The sequence below is a fragment of the Lentzea sp. NEAU-D7 genome, assembly GCF_026242055.1.
GTDB lineage: Bacteria > Actinomycetota > Actinomycetes > Mycobacteriales > Pseudonocardiaceae > Lentzea.
The window spans coordinates 199759-220906 of sequence record NZ_JAPJDL010000017.1 but is presented as its reverse complement, the minus strand read 5'-3'; the positions used below and the strand labels follow the sequence as shown (position 1 = coordinate 220906).

Here is a 21148-nt window from a genome sequence, read left to right as displayed (position 1 = left end):
CCCCCCCCCCACCACCCTGTTGATCAGGATGACGTTCGTGGTTCGAGCCCGTCCGCACGGAGGACACCTTACTTGGCCGGGAGCGATCGAGTTCTTGCTCAGACCGGTGCCCGTACGGATCGCTGGGATCGCGAACGGCTCAATCGGAGGCCAGGCCATCGAGCCTCGTCATTAGGACGCCGCGCGTTCTCGTCAGGGTCATTGGCCAGCCCACCAGCGAAGTCAAGGGAGAAGCACGAGTTGAAGGTGTTATGCGGGATCGACTGGGCCGAAGACCATCACGACGGCGCCTTGGTCGGCGCCGACGGCGGCCTGGTCGCCAAACGCCGCATCGGGGACAGCACAACAGGGTTTGCCGAGCTGACGACAATGCTCGCCGATGCCGGCGACAACGCGGACGACCCGATCCCGGTCGCGATCGCGACTCCACGCGGGCTGCTCGTGTCGGCGTTGCGCCAGACCGGCCGGCGGGTCTAGGCGATCAACCCGAACGCGGTGTCGCGCTACCGCGAGCGGCACACCGTCGCCCGCCCGAAGTCCGACCACGTCGACGCGATGACGCTGGCGAACATCCTGCGCACCGACGCCCACGCCCACCGGCCGTTACCCGCCTACAGCGACCTGGCCCGCGCCATCGCGGTGCTCTCCCGCGCGACACAGGACGCCACCTGGCGACGAACTCGCGCCACCCAGGAACTACGCGCGGTGCTGCGCGAGTACTACCCGGGATTCTTGGCCGCGTTCACCAAAGGCACCGTCACCAACCTCGCCAGCCCCGAAGCACGAGCGGTTCTGCAACTCGCGCCCACCCCGGCCGCCGCGGCGCGAGTCACCAAGGCGCAGCTGGCCGCCGCGCTGCCGGGCCGGCCGCAAGCGCGGCATCGACGAGCTCGCAACACATCTGCGCCACGCCCTGCGCGCCCAGCAGCTCCGGCAGCCAGCGGCGGTCGAGGACGCCTTCGGCCGCCAGGCCCTCGCGCTGCTCGGCAGCCTCAACGCCGAATGCGTCGCCGTCGACCAGCTCGGCGTCGCCACCGCCACAGCGTTCCAGCAGCACCCCGACTCGGTAGTGGTCTTGGGGCGCGCCGGGTTTGGCCATCGCGGCGAAGGCACAGAGGAATCCCGTGGCGTTTAGGCGGTCGTTCTTCACCGTGCGGCGGGTGATCGAGATGCTGCGGCCAGACGCTCGTGTGACCGGTGCGGAACCGGCGTAGGCCTTGAGCGCGCGGGCGTCGGTGAACCAGTCGCGGTCGTCGCCGATCTCACCGAGAACACGTGCGCCGGACAGGTCGGCCAGACCAGGCAAGCTGGTGATTATGGCGTACGCCCGACGAGAACACGGCGTACGGCACGCGCAGCCCTGCGGCATCTGTTCAACCACTTCCTCGGCCAGCTCTTCCACTGCCAGCACTACAACCCAGCTGAAGCCTTCGGCACACCAAACGCAGCGTCCGAATGCGCCACAGCTTGACTCTTAATCAGATCGGAGGTCTATGCCCGCCATTACCGGTCAAAGACAGCTCGTCGAGCAGCCTTGCCCGGCGGGCTGCACTACAATCACCACCGAACAATCTGCGCGTCTTGCCTACACCAGCTACGTAGAACTGCCGCACCGACGCGTCCTCGGCGTCGACCACCACCACCCGTCCCCGGCCAGGTGCCGGCCTTCGCGGTTGGCGCGTCCCGCCGCCTGCTGCAGTGACTTCGCAGGCGCCAGCGCGCGGAACATAACCGGGAAATCCACATCCACGCCCACCTTTACCAGCTGAGTGGACACCAGCAACACAGGCTTCCCATCGGCCAGCAGCGTGCGGATACAGGTGAGTGCCTGCTTGCGGTGCCGAGGGCGCATCCGGGTCGACAGGTGCACCACCTCGGCGTCCGGCCCACGATCCGCCACCAGCGAGTACAGCCTGCGGCCGTGGGCAACGGCGTTGACGATCGCCAGCGCCTGGCGCTCCTCGCAGATCTGCGCCGCGACGTCATCCAGCGTCGGGGGTGGATCCGGCTGCCATTCGTAGCGCACCCGCTTGAGCCGGGTGAACAGCTCCACCGAGTCGTCGGCCAGCGGCCGGATCTCCAACGACTTTCACACAGCCAGGTGGTCGAAGCTCGGTTGCGTCGCCGACGCCAGCAGCACCGTCGTACCGAAATGCCGCGACAACACCTGTAGCGCGTCCAGGATCGGCACTAGCAGCGGCAACGGCAACGCCTGCACCTCGTCCAGCACGACTACCGCGTTCGCCAGCCTACGCAGCTTGCGCGACTGCCTGGGCTTACGGCCGAACAACTGCACCGCCGTAGTCACCACGAAAGGGGCATCCCAGCTTTCGCAGCTAACCGCAACCGACGATCGTCCAGCTCCCAGGGAGATCATCATCTTGTCGACAACACCCAGCCGCCTCTGCCGCTTCGCGGCGGTCTTGGGCTGGAAGCTGGCGCCCCGGTCTTGCGGCACGGCGACTGCGGCCGGGCCAATATCGGTGAGCACGGTCATGAACCGGGTGCCGTTGCGCGAGTTTGCGGTCCCGCGGCTGGCCGGGTCGTGCTTGTCGCAGCTGAGGTGAACAGTGATCTCGACCTCGAGCGCGGACTCCAGTAGCCGCTTTGCCAGCTGCTGCAGCATCCCGCCCGCACCGGTCAGCTCTAGTCTGCTGGCCCTGCCGCGACTAAACCGCTGCGCGACGAGCTAAGCGTTCAGTACGTCCAGACCGGTTGCGGGCTTCGAGTCTCGGCGTTCTCCAGTCCGGACATCATGTCGGTCATCAGGTGCACTTCCATGATCGGGAGTTACTGCTCGTTTTATAGTCTCACCTTCGGGTCAAACCACTCATCGTCGTCCGTGACGTCATCCCAGGCTCCTGGACCGACTCGGAACCTGTCGCTCGTGACCAGATTCTTGCGGGCTGTGTCATCGCTGACTACAGCGTGGTCAACGCGGTACCACGCTTCGTCCTCGGGCCAGCGCAGGGCTACCGAGCCTGTGACGCGGCTGATGCGGATGTCTGGAATCGCCATTGGCATAGTGTGCCTGAGGAAGCGGAGAGCGAGTAGGGCGACTTCCTTCGAGTGCCCATCTGCCTTCGGATATTGGGATCGAGACGCAGCGGAATTGGCGCAGAACGGATACTAGCTTTGACTTGCGGTATGGTGGAACTTCAGGCAGGCGGGTTATTTGGCGATGATGTGCCCTGCGCTGTCGGCTCGAGGGGACGCGACGATCAGTTCATCGATCAGGTGGCACTATTGCGCAACGAGCAGGTGTGACGGTGCCGGTGACCGAGGCTGGCAGGCGTGCACTCCATTCATCTCCAAAACCTCCTTGTCCGGCCAAGTACCTCGACCATCGGATTCAGGGCTGCCGCAGTGACACTGCCCTTGCGAGCGTCAAGGGGGTGAAATTTAGATCTGCCAACCGCGAACAGTCGTGCGGTAAATTGCTACTTTCAACTCGACAATATTCCCAGCTTGGTATCCTTGCGGGCATAGTCCGCGAGTCTGTGGGCTAAGAAGTCGCAGGTTCAAATCTTGTCGTCCCGATGATCTGAATCAGCCCCGCTGATTCTGGGTGAACGTCCAGTTTAGCGGGCTTTTCGTGCGCTTTTTTCGATCTCGAGGCGATTCTCCGCAGTGGCCTGTAACAAAACGTAGGAGATCACCCGCGCTGCCTCCTGCGGAGTGACGTCACCTCACCCGCTGAAGTGCCGCGACAGGGACGACGGTTCGAGGAAGGTCACCTGGCAGAACATCGATCATGCCGAAGGAGCAAGGATCATCCCAGATGGGTGAATCTGAAGGTTCCATCGCTAGAGGTGTCCCCAACGGGCTCGTAAGTTGGAGTTAAGAGGCGTCAAGTCGTTTTTTCGGGAGGATGCCCGTGACTCACATCGACCGTGAAGCTCGTCTGTGCTCAGGAGATCTGGCGTCCAGTCGGCGATGCTCGTCTTCTGCTTCGCCTGGGCAGTTGGAGCACGCCGGGGACGCCCTGTCGGACCCGGCCGCCTGCGATCAGTTGCCTATGCGCGACCTACCCGGCCCGCTGCGGGCCAGATCCTGTTCACCCCTAGTCAGGCGGCTGCATTACTACAAGTGCGGCAGGCATGGCTGCGGTGGCGTACTGCCCGGCGGTTGGTGCCGTGCACGTTCCTTGTCAAGCACTTGCGCTTCTCCCGTGACAACCTTGAGCAGATCGCTGCAGACGGGGCCCGACCAGCGAGCGCCGCTTCTGAATCGTCAGCTCGATCGATTGGGCTGCGTGCTCACAGGAAGGCATACAGGCATCGTTGAGGGGCCGGCCCAGGAAGTCCTCCAGTCAAGAACACATTTAATTTGCCCTTCTCGTTGAAACGAGCGTTCATGCGGGTTGCGTCGATTGATGCTCAGATTTGGTTCTCAATGGAGGGTGAACGATGGCCTGGGTTGAAAAGCATGGAGACACGTTCCGTGTTCGCTACCGTCTTGACGACGGAACGGTCTTCTCGGAGAACGGGTTCGTGACGGTCGCATCGGCGGAGAATCGGGCCGCCGATGTGGAGTCCGATCAGCGGCGGCAGCGCTTCACCGATCCGCGTTTGTCGAGGACCACGATCGATGAATGGATCCGAGTGTGGTCTGAGGCGCACAGCGTTTCGACTATGACGTGGTCGACCTATGACTCGCACATCCGCAACCACATCCTCCCTCGCTGGTCCGGCACGGCTGTCGGTGACATCGAGAGGATCAAGGTGAAGGGATGGGTGAACAAAACCCTGCGGCAGAACCTGGCCGACAAGAGCGTCAAGGACATCCTCGTACTGTTCTCGATGATCCTCGGCGAGGCGGTCGAGGAGGGACTGCTCACGCTGAACCCGTGTCGGAAGCTGCGAATCACCTTCGACGAGGCGCCCGAGCGGCCGCACGCCAGCACGGAGGAAGTCGATGCGCTCGTGGGGCGAATGGACCCTGACGACGGGCTGCTGACAGTTACGGCCGCCTACACCGGGCTGCGGTGGGGCGAGCTGGCTGGGCTGCAGTGGATTAGGACGTACCTCGCGAGCGATCCGAGAATCGAGGTGGACCCGAAGTTCGGGGCACTGCACGAGGTACGAGGACGGGAGCTCGAAGTCGGCCCGCCCAAGACTCCTGCCAGTGCTCGGTCCGTGCACCTGCCGCCGTTCCTCGTCGACGAACTGCTCGCGCACCGAGAGCGAAACCTGGATGCGCGGTTCGTATTTCCTGGAGCGAGAGGAGCGCTGCGACGCCGTTCCAACTTCCGGCAGCGAGTGTGGCTACCAGCTCTGGCGGGTGACGAGAAGCTGGGCTGGGCGCCGCTCAATCAGGAGATGCACTTCCATGACCTACGCCATACGCACAAGACCTGGCTCATCGAAGACGACGTACCCCGTGTGCTGCGCCTGGAACGGCTGGGACACAAACGCAAGGATGTTGACGACGGCTACTCGCACGTGACCGATCTGATGATCAGTCGGATGCTGGCAGCATTGCAGCGCCGGTGGGAAGCGGACGGCGGGTGGACCTGGAACCAGGAAGCAATGCCGGAAGTCGTGCCTCAAGCACTATGACTACTTAGGTATTGCAACTGTGGTCAGGAGGCCGTGCTCCCAATTTGCTCCCAACGCAACGCAAACGGCCCGCCGATGAGATCATCGACAGGCCGTCTGACTAGGTAAAACACACTGTGGGCGATACTGGGATCGAACCAGTGACCTCTTCGGTGTGAACGAAGCGCTCTCCCGCTGAGCTAAACGCCCGTGTTCTGTTGTGTTGCTGTCCCGCTCTCGCGGTGTGGCCATAGCCTACAACATCATCAACGAGAACCAAAAATCGGGCTCTGCAACCAGCTCCACTCGAGGCCGAACCAGCCGCCTACCAGCGCGAACACGTTGAGGAAGTAGCAGGTCACGAGGACGATGGCGCAGACGCCCGCCATCACCAGGCCGCGGACCCAGGACGGCTGGCGCTTGAGCCACTCGACCCAGCGGTCGTAGTAGCGCTTGGCGAACTGCAGGACTCGGCCTGCCCACTCGAACTCCGTGGCGAGGATGGCGAGGCCCGCGAAGACCACGAGCCAGCCCGGGCCCGGATACGGGATCATGATGATGCCCGCGATCAGGACCAGGCCGCCGATCACGCCCACGCCGATCCGGTAGGCCAGGTTCAGTGCCGGGTTCCGGTGGAACCAGTGGCGCCAGCCCTTGTGCTCTTCGGGCTTCACGTCGGGCTTCGTCATGTGTCGATCATCCTGTTGGGATTCAGGCGGGTGCAACCTGGCCGCCCGCTAGCACCTCCGAGGGTTTCGGCGGGGCTTGGCGGCCTGGTTCGAGCGACACCGCGAAGGTCGTGTGCTTGTGCGCGTCGGAGGACCAGGCCAGCAGTTGCGGGTCGGCCGAACCGGCTCGTACGTCGAACATCGCCAACGGTACCGGCGCTTTGGTGCTCGCGCCCCAAACCACGTAAACGTGTCCCGAGTCGTTCGGTTTCAGGTTCATCGGCACCACGGCGCCCGAGTTCGGGTTGGAGAGGACGACGGCCACCTCGTCGCCTGAGGCCGTGCGCAGGACCGCCCTGTTCGTCGCCGGGTCGGCTGCGAGGGAGAGGGCCCTATTCAGGTCGTCGGTTCGGGCCTGGGAGGCCGCTACCTGGTTCGAGAGCTGGTTCACGCGCACGCCGAGGTAGCCGGCGCCTGCCAGTACGGCCAACGCTGCCGCGGCGGCCAGCAGGACGCGGCCGGTGCGGCGGCGGTGCTGCGGACGCAGCGGGATCGGTGCCGCGTGGCGCGGGGTGTGGTGGGCCGGTGCTTCCTGGGGGATGTGCTCGATCTGCTCCATCAGCTTCGCGCGCAGGCGGGGTGGTGGTTGTTCCTGGTGGACCGCGCCGCCGATGCTCGCCAGCACCTCCTGCGTCGCCTGCACGGTGCGCTGGCAGGTGGCGCACGTCGGCACGTGGTCGCGGGCCAGTGCTTCCTCGTCTGGCTCCAACGAGTGCATCGCCCAGCCGACGGCTAGCTCCTCGTGAGCGCACAGGTCGCCGTTCACCGGTGAACTCCTGTCGTTTCGCCGGTCTCTCCGGCCCACAAGTTCCCCAACGTGCCTCTCAGACGTCTGATCGCCGCGAACGTGCGCGATTTCACAGTTCCCAGCGGGACGCCTGTCAGCTTTGCCACTTCGCACTGCGTGTAGCCGCCGAGATAGGCGAGCGCTATTACTTGGCGCTGTTCTTCCGGCAGCGTGTGCAGGGCCGCTCTGACCTCGGCGCTCACCACGCTGACCAACGCTGCGTGGTCGGAACCTTCGGCAGGAGGGGAGACATCGTCGGTGAGGGGAACAGTCCGACGACGCTGAGTGTTCTCCTTACGTACGGCGTCGACCGCGCGGTGGTGCACCAAAGTCATCAACCAGGTGCCGAAACTTCCGCGGGCGGGGTCGAACCTGGCGGGGTGCCGCCAGAGCGCGAGGAAGGCTTCCTGGACGACGTCCTCGGCCAGTTCCGGGTCCACGCAGATCCGCCTGGCCAGCGAATATGCTGGTGTGCCGTACCTGTCGTACAGCTCACCGAACGCCGACCGATCGCCCTGTGCGAGTCTTTGCACGAGCTCGAAATCGGTCGGCCGGCCGTCGCTCGACGCAACGGTTGGGCCGGGCGAGTCAGCCACCAGAGATGTCCTCACGTCCAACATTCGCGCAACAGCCGGTACCGGGTTCAGGTTAGACCCAGCAAGATGGGAGTCGCTGAACCCCGGCTAAGAGCGAGGAGGCAACGGAGTGCGTGCACACGGTCGCGTTGCGGAGTCGAGCTGACCCGATGGGGTGATCTGGACCCGATTCGCGAGCGTTCCTCGCCACATGCACGTCACAACTAAGGTGCTCGGTCGTTTCATTGACCGGGAAGGGAGAAGAGGGTAACGACGATGCGCAACGATCACGTGACGCTCCGCTCGACAGCGGTCTTCGACCTGCTGGCACCGAGGACCCCCGCGGTCCCGGTTCAGGTGGAGCTTCGATACGACACGAAGGACCCGTACGCGGTTGTGGCCGCGTTCCGCACCGGCCGCGCCGGTTGGGTCGAGTGGGTTTACGCCCGCGACCTGCTCGCGGACGGTCTCATCGCCGACGCCGGCGACGGTGACGTCCGGATCCGCCCCGCCGCAGACGACCCCGAGGTCGTCGTGATCGAGCTGAGCTCGCCTTCCGGGCACGCCATGTTCGAGGCGTCCGCCCAGGAACTCGCTGACTTCCTCGACCGGACCTACGACGTCGTCGTGCCGGGCAACGAGCACCTCTGGGTCAACGTCGACGAGGCGCTCACGCACCTCATCTCGAACGATCTGAGCTGAATAATCCGAGGTAGGGGGCCCGCGATGCCGAAGCGGGCACCCCCGGTGAAACCCGCTTGAACCCCTCGTATAAGCTTCGTTTCAACATCATGAAGTCAGTGATGTACGCGGATGTAGCGCAGTTGGTAGCGCATCACCTTGCCAAGGTGAGGGTCGCGAGTTCGAGTCTCGTCATCCGCTCTGTGGTTCCACGGTGTACTGCCGTGGGGTCATGCTCCTGGCGGAGTGGCCGAGTGGCTTAGGCAAGGGCCTGCAAAGCCCTGTACACGGGTTCGATTCCCGTCTCCGCCTCGGACGATTAGCTCAGCGGGAGAGCACTACCTTGACACGGTAGGGGTCACAGGTTCAATCCCTGTATCGTCCACTTCGGATCGACCAGCGGGGCCAGGTGCACAGCGCACCTGGCCCCGCTGTCGTTTCACGGGTGTGCCGGCGGACGCGTCACCCCGAAGATCAGCCGATTTGGAACTCCGGGGGGCCATCGGATAAAGTTCCTCTCGCACCACGGGAAACCGGGGAGCACGCGGATGTAGCGCAGTTGGTAGCGCATCACCTTGCCAAGGTGAGGGTCGCGAGTTCGAGTCTCGTCATCCGCTCGGACGATTAGCTCAGCGGGAGAGCACTACCTTGACACGGTAGGGGTCACAGGTTCAATCCCTGTATCGTCCACTCACTGCAGAAGCCCTCGATCGAACATGATCGAGGGCTTCTTGCTGTTCGCGGCAAGGCGCCGATTCCGCCCAGTTTTTGTCCAATTATTGGTCGGAATCCCTCAAAATGCCCACTTTTTTGTCTTTTATCGCGAGATGACCGCATCTACTGTTGGTCGCTGTGTCCGGCTACAAGTTCGATTTCTTCATCAGCTACAGCCGCAAAGGCAGTGTCCAGAAATGGCTGGTGAACCACTTCTACAGCAAACTCACCGAGTGTCTCGCGGACGAGTGCGCACCAGCGCCCCGGGTCTACGTGGACAAGGTGATGCCGCGGGCCGTGCAGTGGGCGCACAACCTCGAGAACTCCCTGCGGCACAGCAAGATCATGATCCAGCTGCTGACCCCGCACTACTTCGAGTCGGACTGGTGCATGGCCGAGCTGGAGAGCATGCGGGCGCGGGAGGCCATGCTCGGGCTGGCCGGCGCGGACGTGACCCAGGGCCTGATCTACCCCATTCTCTATTCGGACTCGGACAACTTCCCGCTCGCTGAGCGAATGCGTTCCTGGCAGGACTTCAAGGACTACGCGTATCCGGAGCTGGTTTACCAGGACTCGGTCGACTACCTCCCTTTCTGCCGCAAAGTCAGGGAGCTGGCGCGTGACCTCGTCCAGCTGGCGAGGCAGGTTCCCGAGTGGAGCCCGGACTGGCCGATCGTCGACCGGCCGGAACCTGTGCTCATCCCTCCTCCGCCGTTGCCGAGGTTCCAGACATGACCGGAACAGTCATCACGTTCTACTCGTACAAAGGCGGAGTCGGACGCAGCTTCACCCTGGCCAACATCGCGGTGCTGCTCACGCGCTGGGGTTATCGCGTGCTGGTGGTCGACTGGGATCTGGAAGCGCCTGGACTTCACCTCTACTTCCACCCCCATCTTGTCGATGAGCCGCAAAGCGGTGTGGTCGACCTCGCACACGAGTACCTCGCAGGAGTGAGAACTCCTCGGTCGCACGAGGTGCGGGTCGAGGTGGACGGTGGCGTGCTCGACCTGATCGCGGCGGGCAGGGTCGACCAGGGCAGGCTCGACCCCGGCTACCCCCGGCAGCTGCAGGCGATCAACTGGGAGGACCTCTACCGGAAGGGCTTCGCGGCGCACCTCGAGGAGTACCGCGACGAGTGGACCGCCAAGTACGACTTCGTGCTGATCGACAGCCGCACCGGTGTCTCGGACATCGCGAGCATCTGCACCGCCCAGTTGCCGGACCGGTTGGTGGTCGTGTTCACCGCCAACGACCAGAACCTCAACGACGTCGTGGACATCGCCCGCCTCGCGGACCAGGCCAGGGACCGGCTGCCCTACGACAGGCCCCGGCACCAGGTGATGCCCGTGCTGTCCCGGCTGGACAACACGGTGGAGTACGAACGCGCCGCGGAGTGGCAGAAGAAGTCCGCCGAGGTCGTGACGCCGCTGTTCAGCAACTGGCTGGTCAAAAGCGTGAAGCCGGACCTGATGCTGCGGCATCTGACCGTGCCTTACGTCTCCTATTGGAGCTTCGGCGAGCTGTTGCCCGTGCTGGAGGAGCTCTCCCCCTCACCGAACCAGATCTCGTTCGCCCTGGAGACGGTCGCGTCGGTGATCGCGCAGGAGTTCGACCGGACCGACCTGCTGGCCGAGAACCGCGACGCCTACGTGGCGGCGGCGCGGTCACGGCGCCAGAAGTTCGACCTTGACCTGCTGGTGTCCAGCCCCAGGACGTTGTGGCGCCCGGGAGCCGAGCTGATCACCGAGTTGCGCCTGCTCGGGGTGAAGGCGGAGCGGTCGGTGTCGGGCGACCCGGAGATCCTCGACCAGACGAGCGACTCCGCCGAGAACCTGTGCCTGCTGGTGGACGGCCGGCTGAGCAGGTGGCAGCTGACGGAGGCGGAACGGTTCCTGCGCCGCACTCTCGGCCCGGACGGAGTGCAGCGGCAGATGTTCTGCCTGCTGACCCGGGGCACCGACGTCGAGCGGCTGCCCGGTTTCGTGCGCAACCTCCGCCACCTGGAGTTCGAGCCCGACGTGCGGCCCGCGAAGGTGGCGCGGGAGTTGCACGACCTCATCAAGGCCACCCCGGCAGCGGAGACCGCGCCGGACCACGAAGCGTTGCGCAGCGCCGAGGACGCCTTGCGCGAACTGCCGGACCAACTGCCGTACGCCGAACGGTTCGTGCTCGTCGAGGAGACGGTGCGCGGCATGGCGAGCGCGCTCGACGACGGCGACATGGACCTGCTGCGCGACCGGTCGGCTGACCTCCTGCTCCTGGCCAAGCCGCACCGCAACGGCGCCGGGGTCGCCGTACCCCAGCGACTGCACGCCGAGGTGAGCGCTCTGCTCGCCCGGATCGAGCGACGAATCAACGCGTTCACTGACTGAGAGGCGGCGTGATGCCGGAGAAGTTTGGTGCCCCAGAACGTGCGGCGCTGATGGTGCTGATGTCGGAGAACCGGAAGATGCTCAACACGGAGCTGAACGGCCGGGTCAGGCTCACCAAGGCGGGTCGCGGCAAGCTGAACAAGGCCGGTCTGCTCCGGACCGACGAAGACGTGACGCCGATGGTCCACGAGATCACCGACCAGGGCATCTCCTGGTGCCTGACGGATCTCGTGGACGGTGAGTTGCCGCCGAGGACGCCCTCCCACACGCGAGCCGCCTTCGGCCTGCTGAAGAAGTTCGTCCTGCACCACAAGGAACGCGGCACGCTGGTCGAGGTGATCCGGTCCCGGGACCTGGAGTCGATGATCCGGTCCGTCTACGAGGAACTGGCCGTCGAGCCGCAGGACTGGATCCGCCTGGCGCGCATCCGGCCGCGGCTCAACGGGGTGGAGAAGGGCGAGGTCGACGAGGTGCTGGTGAAGATGTCGAAGACCGGGACGGTCCACCTGGCTCCCGAGTCGAACACCAAGGTGCTCACGCCGGAGGACCACGCGGCGGCGTTGCGGGTCGGCAGCGAGGACCTGCACCTCGTGGCGATGGAGGAGTCATGACCGCGCAGCTGCGCGAGGCACTGGCCGCGCTGCGGTTCAACTCCGCCGAGACCCCCGACGACGTCTGGCGGACCTCGCCCTCTCACGTCGACGGGTTGCACACCAGGGCGGAGCACCGCATCAGGACGGCGATCGCGGACGCCAGGGACAGCACCGGTTCCAACCCGATCGGGCTCGTCCTGCAGGGACGCAAGGGCGTCGGGAAGACCCACCTGCTCGGCACGGTGCGCAGCATGGTGCAGGAGACCGGTGGCTACTTCTTCCTGATCGAGGTCAGCTCGGCGGAGATGTTCTGGGACGACGTCGCCGAGGCCATGCGCACCGAACTGCTCAGGACCGACGACAGCGGAGCGCTCCAGCTCACCGTGCTGCTGCGCCAGCTGTGCCGTGGTGCGGACGTGTCCGAGGAGATCACCAGGGCGATCGTGAACGAGGCACCGCTGGCGCCGGAGCACCTGGACGCCCTCGTCGACGGCCTGCGCAAGGTGGACGCCCGGATCGCGACGGACTGCAACGCGGTGATCCGCGCTCTGGTGCTGTACGCGTCCAGGCACTCGTCGATCGGCCAGGGCTACCTCGAGGGGCTCGACGACGAGACGGGCGAGCGCCGCGAGTGGGGGTTGTCGAGCAGGACGAAGCCGGCGCGGCACGTGGTGCGGGACATCTCCCGCGTCTTGGCCATGACGGGTCCCTGCGTGATCGCGATCGACCAGCTGGACACCGTGGTCAACAAGACCCAGGACCTCATCGAGGACGACCTCAGCCCCGAGGAAGCGCGGGAGCTCGCGCTCATCTCGGACGGGTTGATGCAGCTGCGCGAGATCACCCGGCGAACGGTGACCATCGTCGCGTGCCTGCCCACGACGTGGATCAAGCTGCGCAAGGCCGCCAGCGACACCGTCGGGGACCGGTTCACGCTGACGCCGATCCTCGGCGCCATCACCGATCCCGCGATCGCCAGGACGCTGGTCGAGAAGTGGCTCGGGGTGATCTACCGGAGCCACGGGATCACACCTCCCCACCCGACCTGGCCGGTGGCGGCCGAAGCGTTCGGCGACGACTGGCAGGGCGAGACCCCGCGCACGCTGCTCAAGCGCGTCCACTCCCACGCGGAGGCCTGCCTGCACGGTGAGATCCGGGAGCTCCGCTCGTTCCAGGAGCCCGAACAGCAGGAGGAGACACCCGCGCCGAAGGCCGCGTCCCCGCGGCAGGCAGGTCCCGAACCGGACTACCTCGCGGGCCTCGACGCCAAGTTCGCGCGGCTGCGGGAGAAGGCCGCGCTCGCGGCCGCGGACGTCAGGCCGCACAACGAGGACGAAGTGATGCCGGCGTTGCTGCTGGCGGGGCTGAGGTCGTGGGTAACCGAGATCGGCAACGACGACCTCGCGTGGCACCCCGAGCCCCAGTCCGAGGACAAGAGCCTGCACGCGAGCCTGCGGCACACCGTGGACGAGGAGCGTGACGTCGAGGAACGCTGGGTCTTCCGGCACATCGCGAGCGGTCACGGCAACCGGGTGCTGCGCAGGCTGCGGGACGCACGCGCGGCCGCGGCCGGCGGACGGGGCAGGCACCTCGTCCTGATCCGCAACGGCTCCAAGGGGTGGACCGGAGCGAAGACCAGGGGCGAGGTCGCGGAGTTCGAGAAGCGCGGCGGCAAGAGCGTCGACGTGTCCGACGAGGACCTGCGCACCTTCATCGCTCTCAAGGAGATGTGGTCGTCGCAGTCGCACCAGCTGCTCGCCTGGCTGGTGGCGCGCAAGCCCGCCAGCAGCACCACGTTCCTGCGGGTGATCCTGCCGGATCCGGCGAGGAGCGGCATCAGGAGCGGGCACCAGGAGACGCGCCCTCCGCCGGCGATGCCCCAGCCGGTGACTCCCGAGTTGGAAGAACCACAGCCGGAGAACCGGTCCGCGAAGCCGGAGCCACCGCCGGAGCGGGGTGACGGCGCGATCGTGCTCGGGATGGACGGGGAGATCCGGATCGAGCTGGAGTCGTTGCGCAAGCACGCGATCGTGTTCGCCGGGTCAGGCAGCGGCAAGACGGTGTTGTTGCGCCGGATCGTCGAGGAGTGTGCGTTGCAAGGGGTTTCGGCGATCGTGCTGGATCCCAACAACGACCTGGCGCGGCTGGGCGATGCCTGGCCCGAGGCGCCGGGGGAGTGGCGGGCCGGGGACGCGGCCAAGGCCGCCGCGTACCTCGCCGGCACCGAGGTCGTGGTGTGGACGCCGGGACGTGCGGCTGGACGGCCGCTGAGTTTTCATCCCCTGCCGGACTTCGCTCTGGTGCGGGGGGATCAGGACGAGTTCGAGGCCGCGGTCGAGGCGGCGGTGGCACGGTTGGTGCCCCACGCGCGGATCGCCAACGAGACGAAGTTCGCCGTTCGCGGGCGGGCGGTGCTCAAGGAGGCGTTGAAGCACTACGCGCGGGCTGACCGGAGGGACCTGAACGGGCTCGTGGACCTGCTGGCCGAGTTGCCGGACGGGGTCAGCAAGCTCTACTCGGCGACGGCCACCGCGGCTGATCTGGCGGAGACGCTCAGGGCCGCGATGGTCAACGACCCCCTGCTCGCGGGGACCGGGGAAGCCACGGATCCCGGGGTGTTGTTCGAGCCGTCGCGGGGGAAGAAGGCCCGGATCTCGGTGATCAGCTTCGTCGGGTTGCCCTCGGACGAGCAGCGGCAGGGGTTCATCAGCCAGCTGCAGCTGGAGGTGTTCGCCTGGATCAAGCGGAATCCCGCCGTCGACCGGCCGCTCGGCGGGTTGATGGTGATGGACGAGGCGCAGACGATCGCGCCGTCCGGCGGGGTGACGGCCAGCACGCAGACGACGATCCTGCTGGCGTCGCAGGCTCGCAAGTACGGGCTGGGGTTGTTGCTCGCCACGCAGGCGCCGAAGGGTGTGCACAACCAGGTCACCGGTAACGCGACCACGCAGTTCTTCGGGCGGTTGAACAGTCCGGCGCAGATCGCCGCGGCCACGGACATGGCGCGGGCCAAGGGGAGTTCGATCGCGGACATCTCCCGGCTGGAGCGCGGGCAGTTCTACGTCACCGGGGACACGTTCGGGTTCCGGCGGATGCGGGCGCCGCTGTGCCTGAGCCATCACCCGCCGAGCCCGTTGCGGCTCGAGGAAGTGGTCGAGCGGGCCAGGAAGCAGTGAGAAAGGGCGGTGTCCCCGACGGGGGCACCGCCCTTTTTCGCGTCACGAGGCCAGCATGGCCTCGATCCGGTCGTGCAGCGTGGCGAGCAGGTCGGTGGTGCCGCCCAGGACGACGAAGTTCACGGTCTCGTCGCGGACTTCCACCGCGTAGACGGTGTCGCCCGCTCGTTCCACGCGGACGGCGATCGTGGAGTCACCGAGGTGCAGGGTGCCGCTGAGGTCGCGCTTGGTGCCCGCGGCGGCGAACTGTTCGGCCAGGGAACGCAACGGGCTGGTGGTGGCGGGCTCTTCGGGAGCGGTCGTCACCTCGGTCGCGGTCGCCGCCTCGGCGACGGACACCCGTTCCCTGCCCTCGGTCTCGGCCGCCTCCACCCGGCTGACGAGGGCGTCCACCAGCCCCTCGTCCGTGCGCAGGAACGACGACGGCGCGGGAGCGTCACCCGTCAGCACCGGCAGCACGTGCTCATCGCCGTTCACCGCCAGTTCGTCCACACTGGACACGAACGGCACGAAGAAGCGCACCCTGGCCTCGGGCACGTCGTCGCCCTCCAGCACGGTCAGGCCGCGTTGCCGGCACGCCTCGACCACCTCGCCGACCACGGCGCGCTGCTCTTCGGCGAACGACACGGCGATGTCGTAGGTCGCGGATTCGGTCACTCCAACCTCCTCGGGTGTGGGCCGGCCCTCGGCCGGCGCGCGCAGCATCCACGGCGGGTGTCGACCAGAAGTGGATGAGGAGTGGACGTGTTGACCACCTCGGTGGGCAACGGGAAACCCCTGTTATCGCGATTTCTGAAGATGAATCCTCGAAGTAGCCCGCAGAACGGCGGGCGAAATCCCGAAATCAATTGCGATTTCCTTCGGAGGATTCGTCATGTCCAAAATCGTGTCCACTTTCGTCGCCGGTGCCACCACGCTGGTGACCGCCCTCGCCGTCGCCGCCGCTGTTTCCGGTGGCGGCGCGGCGAACGCGGACGGCAACCCGCCGCCGCCTCCCACCACCACGACCACCACGGAGAACCAGAACGGCGGCGGCAACCCGTGGCACGGATGACATAACCGCACAATCGCCCTGGCCATTATTTGTCATGGCCAGGGCGATTGCGTCGGGTGGATTCTGGTGATGTACTCGGCTGACGCCGGAGCGGGAGGCAATCGTGGCCGGAAGTTTTGGTGAGTTGCTGCGTGAACACCGCGTCGCCGCGGGGCTGTCGATGGGACAGCTGGCGAAGCTGATTCATTACAGCAAGGGCTATCTGAGCAAGATCGAGAACGATCTGAAACCGCCGACACCGACGGTCGCCCGCCTGTGCGACGGCGTGCTCGGCGTGGGCGGGCGGCTGATCGAGGCCGCGATGCACGGCACCCCGTCGCTCGCCCGCCGCCAGGTGCTGGTGGCCGGCACGATGCTCGGTGTCGGCGCGTTCGCCGGCGGCGGGCTCCGGCCGGCCCCGGACGCCCAGGTGGTCGCGGGGATGCGCACCTCGTTCGAGAACCTGCGGGCACTGGGCCTGCGCACCAGCCCGATGGTGATCATCGAGCCGCTGAAAGCCTTGCAGCACACCGTGCACGGGATGGCGCGGGAGAACACCGGGTCGCTCGGCACGGGGTTGCTGAGGCTCGCCGCGCGCCTGTCCGAGTACACGGGCTGGATGAGCCAGGAGGCGGGCGACGAGCAGGCGGCGCTGTGGTGGACGAGGCAGGCCTCCGAACTGTCGCGCGCGGCGGGGGATCCGGACATCGCGAGCTACTCGTTCGTGCGGGAGGCGGGGATCGCGTTCTACCGGCAGGACGCCCGGAGCACGATCAACCTCGCCCAGCAGGCGCAGTGGATCGGCAACGCCGGCTCACGCGTGCTCGCGCTGGCCGCACGGCGTGAGGCGCAGGGACACGCGCTCGCCGGAGACCGCTACGCCGCCGAGAGCGCGTTCGACCGCGCCGTGCGGCTGATGGACTCCGCGCAGCCGGACAGCCCGTACCCGGCGCTCGGCCCCAGCGCACCCGATCCGCTGGAACTGGCCAGGGGATGGGCGTTGAGCGACCTCGGGCTCAACGCGGAGGCCGCCGCCGTGCTGGACCGGCAGCTCGCGCTCGTCCCCGCCACGTCGCGCCGCACGAGGGCTCGCTTCGGCACGCGCAAGGCGCTCGCCCAGGCGTTGTCCGGTGACGTCGACCAGAGCTGCCGGACGCTCGCCGCCACGATGGACGACGCGGCGCACGTCGACTCGGCCACCGTCCGGACGGATCTGCGGCAGCTGGCCAGAACCCTGGGCAGGTGGCACAACCACGCCGCGGTGCGCGAGGTCCACCCCGGCCTGAAACGGCTCCTGACTCACCGCTGACCGCACGCACAGGTCATCGCCGCACGCTCGGCCCGCACCTCCTCCGCCTCCGGCTGGTCGAGCTCGGCGAACACGGCCTCGGCCGCGTTCCAGTGCGCCACCGCCTCGGAATGGCGGCCCAGCGCGTGCAACGTCCGTGCCACCCCGATCTCACCGTGGGACTGGTGCGTGCGGTTGCACGTGCTGGTGGCGAGGTCCAGCAGCGTCCGGTAGAGGCGCAGCGCGCCGGCCAGGTCGCCACCGTCGCGAGCCGTGGCGGCCCGGTCGCGCAGGAGCCGCGCGCGCAGGTCCGCGTCGGACAGTCCCGCCGCGGCGGCGGAGGCCAGTTCGTGGTGGTGCAGGGCTTCGCCCAGCCTGCCGGAGAGCCGGTGGGCGTCGGCGATGTTGGTCAACGCGTAGGCGGCCACGCAGTCGTCGCCGATCTCGACCGCGATCTCGTGCGCCTCCAGGTGGTCGGGGATGGCCTCCTCCAGCATCCCCAGGTGCTGCCGGTTCGCACCGCGGTTGTTCAACGCGTGCGCCAGTCCCTGCAGGTGGCCGATCTCCCGCAACATCTCCACGGCCTCGCCGTGCTGCCGCAACGCGATCTCGTACCTGCCGTGCTGTTCGTTGAGGTAGCCCAGCATGCTGAGCGCGTGCGCCCGGCCCCGCAGGTCACCGCACTGCTCGTACTTCGCGAGCCCGGCCTCGTAGCAGCGCACCGCCTCACCGTGGGAGCCGAGCTGCATCGCGGACACGGCGAGCGCGCACAGCGTCGCCGCCTCGCCCGCCACGTCGCCGAGCCGCGACCACCTCTTCAGCGCCTGTTCGGCGAACGCGAACGCCTCGCTGTGCCTGCCGAGCCGGTCGTGCGCGGTGGACAGGCGCAGCAGCACGTGCGCCTGACCGCGGTCGTCCTCCGCGCGAACGGAGTCGACGGCCTCGAACCAGTCCTCGAACCGGTTCGCCGTGTTGAAGTGCCGCCAGATCAGCGCGGCCAGCCGCCACGCGTGGTCGGCACCTGAGCGCTTGATCGCCGCCATCAGGTTGTCGCGCTCGGCGGTGATCCACGCGAGCGCCTCGTCCTCACCGGAGAACCGCATCGCCAGGGGGCTCGTGCGGTCCACCGGCGGCTGGACGGTGCGGTCGAACGGGTAGGCCGAGCTCACCGCGTTGCTCAGCGACACGAGGTAGAAGTCGAGCAGGCGCACCAGGGCGTCCGCGGGAGGGGGTTCGAGAGCGGCGAACTCCTTGATCGGGTCGAGCATCTGGTACCGGTCCGGCGCGACCTCCTCCAGCAGGCAGACCTCGTGCAGGTCGTCGAGCAGCCTGCGGGTGGCGGTGACGTCGAGACCCGCGAGCGCCGCGGCGCCGACGAGATCGACGTCCGGACCCGGGAGGTGGCCGAAGAGCCGGAACAGCTCCTGTTGCCGTTCACCGAGCTGCCGGTAGGACGCCAGCACCGCGGCGTCTTCCCGCAACGGACCCTCCTCGTCCATCAGGCCGAGCAGGTGGTCGAGCGACCAGCGGTCGTGCCTGCGCAGCAACGCCGCCGCGACCGTGATCGACACCGGCAGGTACCCGCAGCGCTTCACCAGGCCCGCGATGTCCGCCGCCCTGCCGCGCACCCGGAACGGGTCGGTCAGCCTCCGGAACAGCGCGGAGGCGTCGTCCGCGGGCATCGGGGCCAGCCGCACGTGTTCGCTGATGTCCGGCTCGCCCATCTTGCGGCTCGTGACGATCGCGAAGCAGTCGCGCGCCTCGGGCAGCAGCGGCCGGATCTGGTCGGGCGACGCCGCGTTGTCCAGCACCACCAGCGTTTTCGTGCCGTAGAGCTGGGTCTGGTAGAGCGATGCCTTGCGGCCCACCGTGTCCGGGATCTGCTCGGCCGGCACGCCCAGCTCCGTGAGCAGCTGGCTCAGCGCGTCCGAGACGGACATCGGCGCCACGTTCGGTGTGAACCCGTTGAGCCGCAACAGGAGCTGGCCGTCCGGGAAACGGGGCCGCAACCGGTGCGCCGCCTCGACGGCCAGGCCGGTCTTGCCGACGCCGAGCGCGCCGCTGATCCACACCGCGCGTCGCTCGTCCGAGCCCGCCGCGGCCGCCTCGATCTTGTCCAGCTCCTCGGACCGGCCGGTGAACCCGCCGGGACGGGACGGCAGCGAGCTGACCGGTTCGCCCCTCCTGGCGCGTTCCGCGAGGTTGCGCAGCACCGTTCCCGGCTCGATCCCGAGCTCGCCCAGTGCCTCGGCGGCGGTGTCGAAGGCACGGATCGCGCCGACGCGGTCGCCACCCGCGATCAACGCGCGCATCAGCAGCTCGGCGTACTTCTGGTTGTCCGGCGCGCTGCGGACGGCACGGCGCATCCGGTCGCGGGCCGACCGGTGGTCGCCGGCGAGGAGCTCCCACTCGGCCAGGTCACCGAGCGCGTCGAGGTGGCTCTCGTCCGGCGGGATCACCTCGGGGCCGCCGACCCTGTCGATGTCGATGTCCTCCAGGAACCTGCCCCGCCACAGCGCCACCGCCGTGCGCAGGAGGTCGATGGCCAGGCGCTGGTCGTTGTCCTGCACGGCCTGCGCGGCGGCCGCGCGCAGCCGGTCGAACCGCACGGTGTCGATCTGGTCCTCGTCGACGCGCAGCACGTATCCGGTCGGCGTCGTGTCGATCTCCACGTCGGTGTGCTCGAACGTCTTGCGCAGCTTGTTGATGTACCCGCGCACGAGCGTCCGGCGTTCCGGCTGCTCGGGCCACACGATCTCGGTGATCCGTTCGGGTGACACGGGCTTGTTCGCGTGCAGGAGGAGGACGACGAGGATGAAGCGTTGTTGCTGGTCGCCCAGGGAAACGGAAGTGTTGCCGTGCCAACATTCCAACGGACCCAGCATACGAAATTCCACGCCGTCCTCCAGGTGCACGAGCTGCCGTCTGGGGGGAATGTCGCGCAACGGCCCGTTGGCGTGTCAGCGAATCAGCTTTTTGTCCACGTTTGATCAACGCGATCCGGTAACGGTGTCCCCGTCACGCATCGTGCTGAGGGGGAAGTCTGATGGTTCACGACGTGTTGCCGTGCTATCTCGTGTGCGACGTGTCGTTCTCGATGAGCGACCACATCGACGAGGTCAACGCAGGGATGCGCGAGTTCCGCGGGGTGGTGCACGCGGACCGGCACGCCACGGCCCAGATCCGCCTCTGCGTGGTCGTCTTCGCGGAGAGCCCGCTGGTCGTGAGGCCGTTGCTGCCCGCGCTCGACCCGGCGGAGGAGATCACGCCGCGCGAGGAGTCCGGTTCCGACTTCGGGTCCGCGTTCACCCTCGTGCGCACCATCATCGAGCGCGACGTGCACCGCCTCAAGACGCAGCGGGTCCGGGTGCGACGACCGCTGCTGTTCTTCGTCTCCGACGGAAGGGCCACCGATCCGGCGTGGCCCGCGGCGCTCGCGAGGCTCACCGCCACCACGCTGTGCCCGGAGATGGTCGCGTTCGGGCTCGGGGCGGTCGACCAGCAGGCGCTCGGCCGCATCGGCAGCTCGCGGGTCTTCCTCGGTGGCGACGGTGTGCGCCTGGGCATCGCGCTGGCGTCCTCGGTGGCGCGGACCGTGCTGCGACCGGAGCACGTCTGACCGATCCACGGCGTGTCCACTTCTCGTCCACACGCCCGCCGC

At 67.2% G+C, this 21148-nt stretch carries 18 protein-coding genes, 6 tRNA genes and 1 pseudogene; 16 read left to right on the top strand and 9 right to left on the bottom strand.

Going from position 1 to position 21148, the window contains the following annotated elements; all coding sequences use genetic code 11:
• Positions 1-240: 240 nt before the first annotated feature.
• Complete coding sequence (locus ORI60_RS30670; RefSeq protein ID WP_266041469.1) at positions 241-477, top strand: IS110 family transposase; 237 nt, start codon at positions 241-243, stop codon at positions 475-477.
• A gap of 18 nt (positions 478-495) precedes the next feature.
• Positions 496-1164 (top strand): IS110 family transposase, encoded by a 669-nt coding sequence (locus ORI60_RS30665; RefSeq protein WP_266041479.1) that lies wholly within the window; start codon positions 496-498, stop codon positions 1162-1164.
• Here ORI60_RS30665 and ORI60_RS30660 read toward each other — a convergent pair.
• The 3 genes and pseudogenes from ORI60_RS30660 to ORI60_RS30650 all read right to left on the bottom strand — a co-directional run.
• A pseudogene (locus ORI60_RS30660) lies at positions 1064-1318 on the bottom strand (transposase); the annotation flags it as partial. The gene ORI60_RS30665 and the pseudogene ORI60_RS30660 overlap by 101 nt on opposite strands.
• 276 nt (positions 1319-1594) lie before the next feature.
• Positions 1595-2083 (bottom strand): helicase-related protein, encoded by a 489-nt coding sequence (locus ORI60_RS30655; protein WP_266041468.1) that lies wholly within the window; start codon positions 2081-2083, stop codon positions 1595-1597.
• 6 nt (positions 2084-2089) lie between these two features.
• On the bottom strand, positions 2090-2626 hold the full coding sequence (locus tag ORI60_RS30650) for a transposase (RefSeq protein WP_416234514.1): 537 nt from the start codon (positions 2624-2626) through the stop codon (positions 2090-2092).
• Positions 2627-4409: 1783 nt separating this feature from the next.
• On the opposite strand from ORI60_RS30650, the gene ORI60_RS30645 reads away from it, so the two are divergent.
• Entirely contained in the window at positions 4410-5561 is a 1152-nt protein-coding gene (locus tag ORI60_RS30645; RefSeq protein WP_266041467.1) for a tyrosine-type recombinase/integrase, read from the top strand.
• A 117-nt stretch (positions 5562-5678) separates the two neighbouring features.
• Here ORI60_RS30645 and ORI60_RS30640 read toward each other — a convergent pair.
• The 4 genes from ORI60_RS30640 to ORI60_RS30625 all read right to left on the bottom strand — a co-directional run bounded on the left by ORI60_RS30640 (position 5679) and on the right by ORI60_RS30625 (position 7651).
• Positions 5679-5750, bottom strand: a tRNA-Val gene (locus ORI60_RS30640).
• A 56-nt stretch (positions 5751-5806) separates the two neighbouring features.
• The gene (locus tag ORI60_RS30635; protein ID WP_266041466.1) at positions 5807-6229 is read right to left on the bottom strand and encodes a TIGR02611 family protein; all 423 of its coding nucleotides are present in this window, start codon (positions 6227-6229) and stop codon (positions 5807-5809) included.
• 22 nt (positions 6230-6251) lie between these two features.
• The gene (locus tag ORI60_RS30630; RefSeq protein WP_266041465.1) at positions 6252-7034 is read right to left on the bottom strand and encodes an anti-sigma factor; all 783 of its coding nucleotides are present in this window, start codon (positions 7032-7034) and stop codon (positions 6252-6254) included.
• On the bottom strand, positions 7031-7651 hold the full coding sequence (locus ORI60_RS30625) for an RNA polymerase sigma factor (RefSeq protein ID WP_323055958.1): 621 nt from the start codon (positions 7649-7651) through the stop codon (positions 7031-7033). Before ORI60_RS30625 ends, ORI60_RS30630 begins: the two co-directional genes overlap by 4 nt.
• A gap of 255 nt (positions 7652-7906) precedes the next feature.
• On the opposite strand from ORI60_RS30625, the gene ORI60_RS30620 reads away from it, so the two are divergent.
• The 10 genes from ORI60_RS30620 to ORI60_RS30575 all read left to right on the top strand — a co-directional run bounded on the left by ORI60_RS30620 (position 7907) and on the right by ORI60_RS30575 (position 15166).
• Positions 7907-8332: an SsgA family sporulation/cell division regulator gene (locus ORI60_RS30620; RefSeq protein ID WP_030477975.1), complete on the top strand. Its 426-nt coding sequence runs from the start codon at positions 7907-7909 to the stop codon at positions 8330-8332.
• A 107-nt stretch (positions 8333-8439) separates the two neighbouring features.
• Positions 8440-8512: transfer RNA gene (locus tag ORI60_RS30615), tRNA-Gly, on the top strand.
• Between the two features lie 39 nt (positions 8513-8551).
• Positions 8552-8623 (top strand) — tRNA-Cys (locus ORI60_RS30610).
• Position 8624: 1 nt separating this feature from the next.
• Positions 8625-8696: transfer RNA gene (locus tag ORI60_RS30605), tRNA-Val, on the top strand.
• 159 nt (positions 8697-8855) lie between these two features.
• Positions 8856-8928, top strand: a tRNA-Gly gene (locus ORI60_RS30600).
• A gap of 1 nt (position 8929) precedes the next feature.
• Positions 8930-9001: transfer RNA gene (locus ORI60_RS30595), tRNA-Val, on the top strand.
• 162 nt (positions 9002-9163) lie between these two features.
• Positions 9164-9760 carry a TIR domain-containing protein gene (locus ORI60_RS30590; RefSeq protein ID WP_266041463.1) on the top strand — a complete coding sequence of 199 codons (597 nt, stop codon included), beginning with the start codon at positions 9164-9166 and terminating at the stop codon, positions 9758-9760.
• Positions 9757-11397 (top strand): KGGVGR-motif variant AAA ATPase, encoded by a 1641-nt coding sequence (locus ORI60_RS30585; protein ID WP_266041462.1) that lies wholly within the window; start codon positions 9757-9759, stop codon positions 11395-11397. Before ORI60_RS30590 ends, ORI60_RS30585 begins: the two co-directional genes overlap by 4 nt.
• A gap of 11 nt (positions 11398-11408) precedes the next feature.
• A complete protein-coding gene (locus ORI60_RS30580; RefSeq protein WP_266041461.1) occupies positions 11409-12008 on the top strand; it encodes a hypothetical protein in 600 nt (199 codons plus the stop codon).
• Positions 12005-15166, top strand: a complete 3162-nt coding sequence (locus tag ORI60_RS30575) for an ATP-binding protein (RefSeq protein WP_266041460.1) — start codon at positions 12005-12007, stop codon at positions 15164-15166. Before ORI60_RS30580 ends, ORI60_RS30575 begins: the two co-directional genes overlap by 4 nt.
• Before the next feature lie 42 nt (positions 15167-15208).
• Here ORI60_RS30575 and ORI60_RS30570 read toward each other — a convergent pair whose 3' ends face one another.
• Complete coding sequence (locus ORI60_RS30570) at positions 15209-15823, bottom strand: hypothetical protein (RefSeq protein ID WP_266041459.1); 615 nt, start codon at positions 15821-15823, stop codon at positions 15209-15211.
• Positions 15824-16040: 217 nt separating this feature from the next.
• Here ORI60_RS30570 and ORI60_RS30565 point away from each other — a divergent pair, with 217 nt between their 5' ends.
• Positions 16041-16220, top strand: a complete 180-nt coding sequence (locus ORI60_RS30565; RefSeq protein ID WP_266041458.1) for a hypothetical protein — start codon at positions 16041-16043, stop codon at positions 16218-16220.
• Between the two features lie 103 nt (positions 16221-16323).
• Entirely contained in the window at positions 16324-17508 is a 1185-nt protein-coding gene (locus ORI60_RS30560; protein WP_266041457.1) for a helix-turn-helix domain-containing protein, read from the top strand.
• Here the strand turns inward: ORI60_RS30560 and ORI60_RS30555 are convergent.
• On the bottom strand, positions 17499-20360 hold the full coding sequence (locus tag ORI60_RS30555; RefSeq protein ID WP_266041456.1) for an AfsR/SARP family transcriptional regulator: 2862 nt from the start codon (positions 20358-20360) through the stop codon (positions 17499-17501). The genes ORI60_RS30560 and ORI60_RS30555 overlap by 10 nt on opposite strands.
• A 173-nt stretch (positions 20361-20533) precedes the next feature.
• Between ORI60_RS30555 and ORI60_RS30550 the strand changes: the two genes are divergently transcribed.
• Positions 20534-21106, top strand: coding sequence for a vWA domain-containing protein (locus ORI60_RS30550; RefSeq protein ID WP_266041455.1), 573 nt, complete (start codon positions 20534-20536; stop codon positions 21104-21106).
• The last annotated feature ends 42 nt before the right edge of the window (positions 21107-21148 follow it).

What these genes read in the sequence shown, in the direction of transcription:
- ORI60_RS30650 (WP_416234514.1), bottom strand. Translation starts at nt 2,626, where the DNA reads ATGCTGCAGCAGCTGGCAAAGCGGCTACTGGAGTCCGCGCTCGAGGTC.
- ORI60_RS30645 (WP_266041467.1), top strand. Translation starts at nt 4,410, where the DNA reads ATGGCCTGGGTTGAAAAGCATGGAGACACGTTCCGTGTTCGCTACCGT.
- ORI60_RS30635 (WP_266041466.1), bottom strand. Translation starts at nt 6,229, where the DNA reads ATGACGAAGCCCGACGTGAAGCCCGAAGAGCACAAGGGCTGGCGCCAC.
- ORI60_RS30620 (WP_030477975.1), top strand. Translation starts at nt 7,907, where the DNA reads ATGCGCAACGATCACGTGACGCTCCGCTCGACAGCGGTCTTCGACCTG.
- ORI60_RS30585 (WP_266041462.1), top strand. Translation starts at nt 9,757, where the DNA reads ATGACCGGAACAGTCATCACGTTCTACTCGTACAAAGGCGGAGTCGGA.
- ORI60_RS30580 (WP_266041461.1), top strand. Translation starts at nt 11,409, where the DNA reads ATGCCGGAGAAGTTTGGTGCCCCAGAACGTGCGGCGCTGATGGTGCTG.
- ORI60_RS30575 (WP_266041460.1), top strand. Translation starts at nt 12,005, where the DNA reads ATGACCGCGCAGCTGCGCGAGGCACTGGCCGCGCTGCGGTTCAACTCC.
- ORI60_RS30565 (WP_266041458.1), top strand. Translation starts at nt 16,041, where the DNA reads ATGTCCAAAATCGTGTCCACTTTCGTCGCCGGTGCCACCACGCTGGTG.
- ORI60_RS30550 (WP_266041455.1), top strand. Translation starts at nt 20,534, where the DNA reads ATGGTTCACGACGTGTTGCCGTGCTATCTCGTGTGCGACGTGTCGTTC.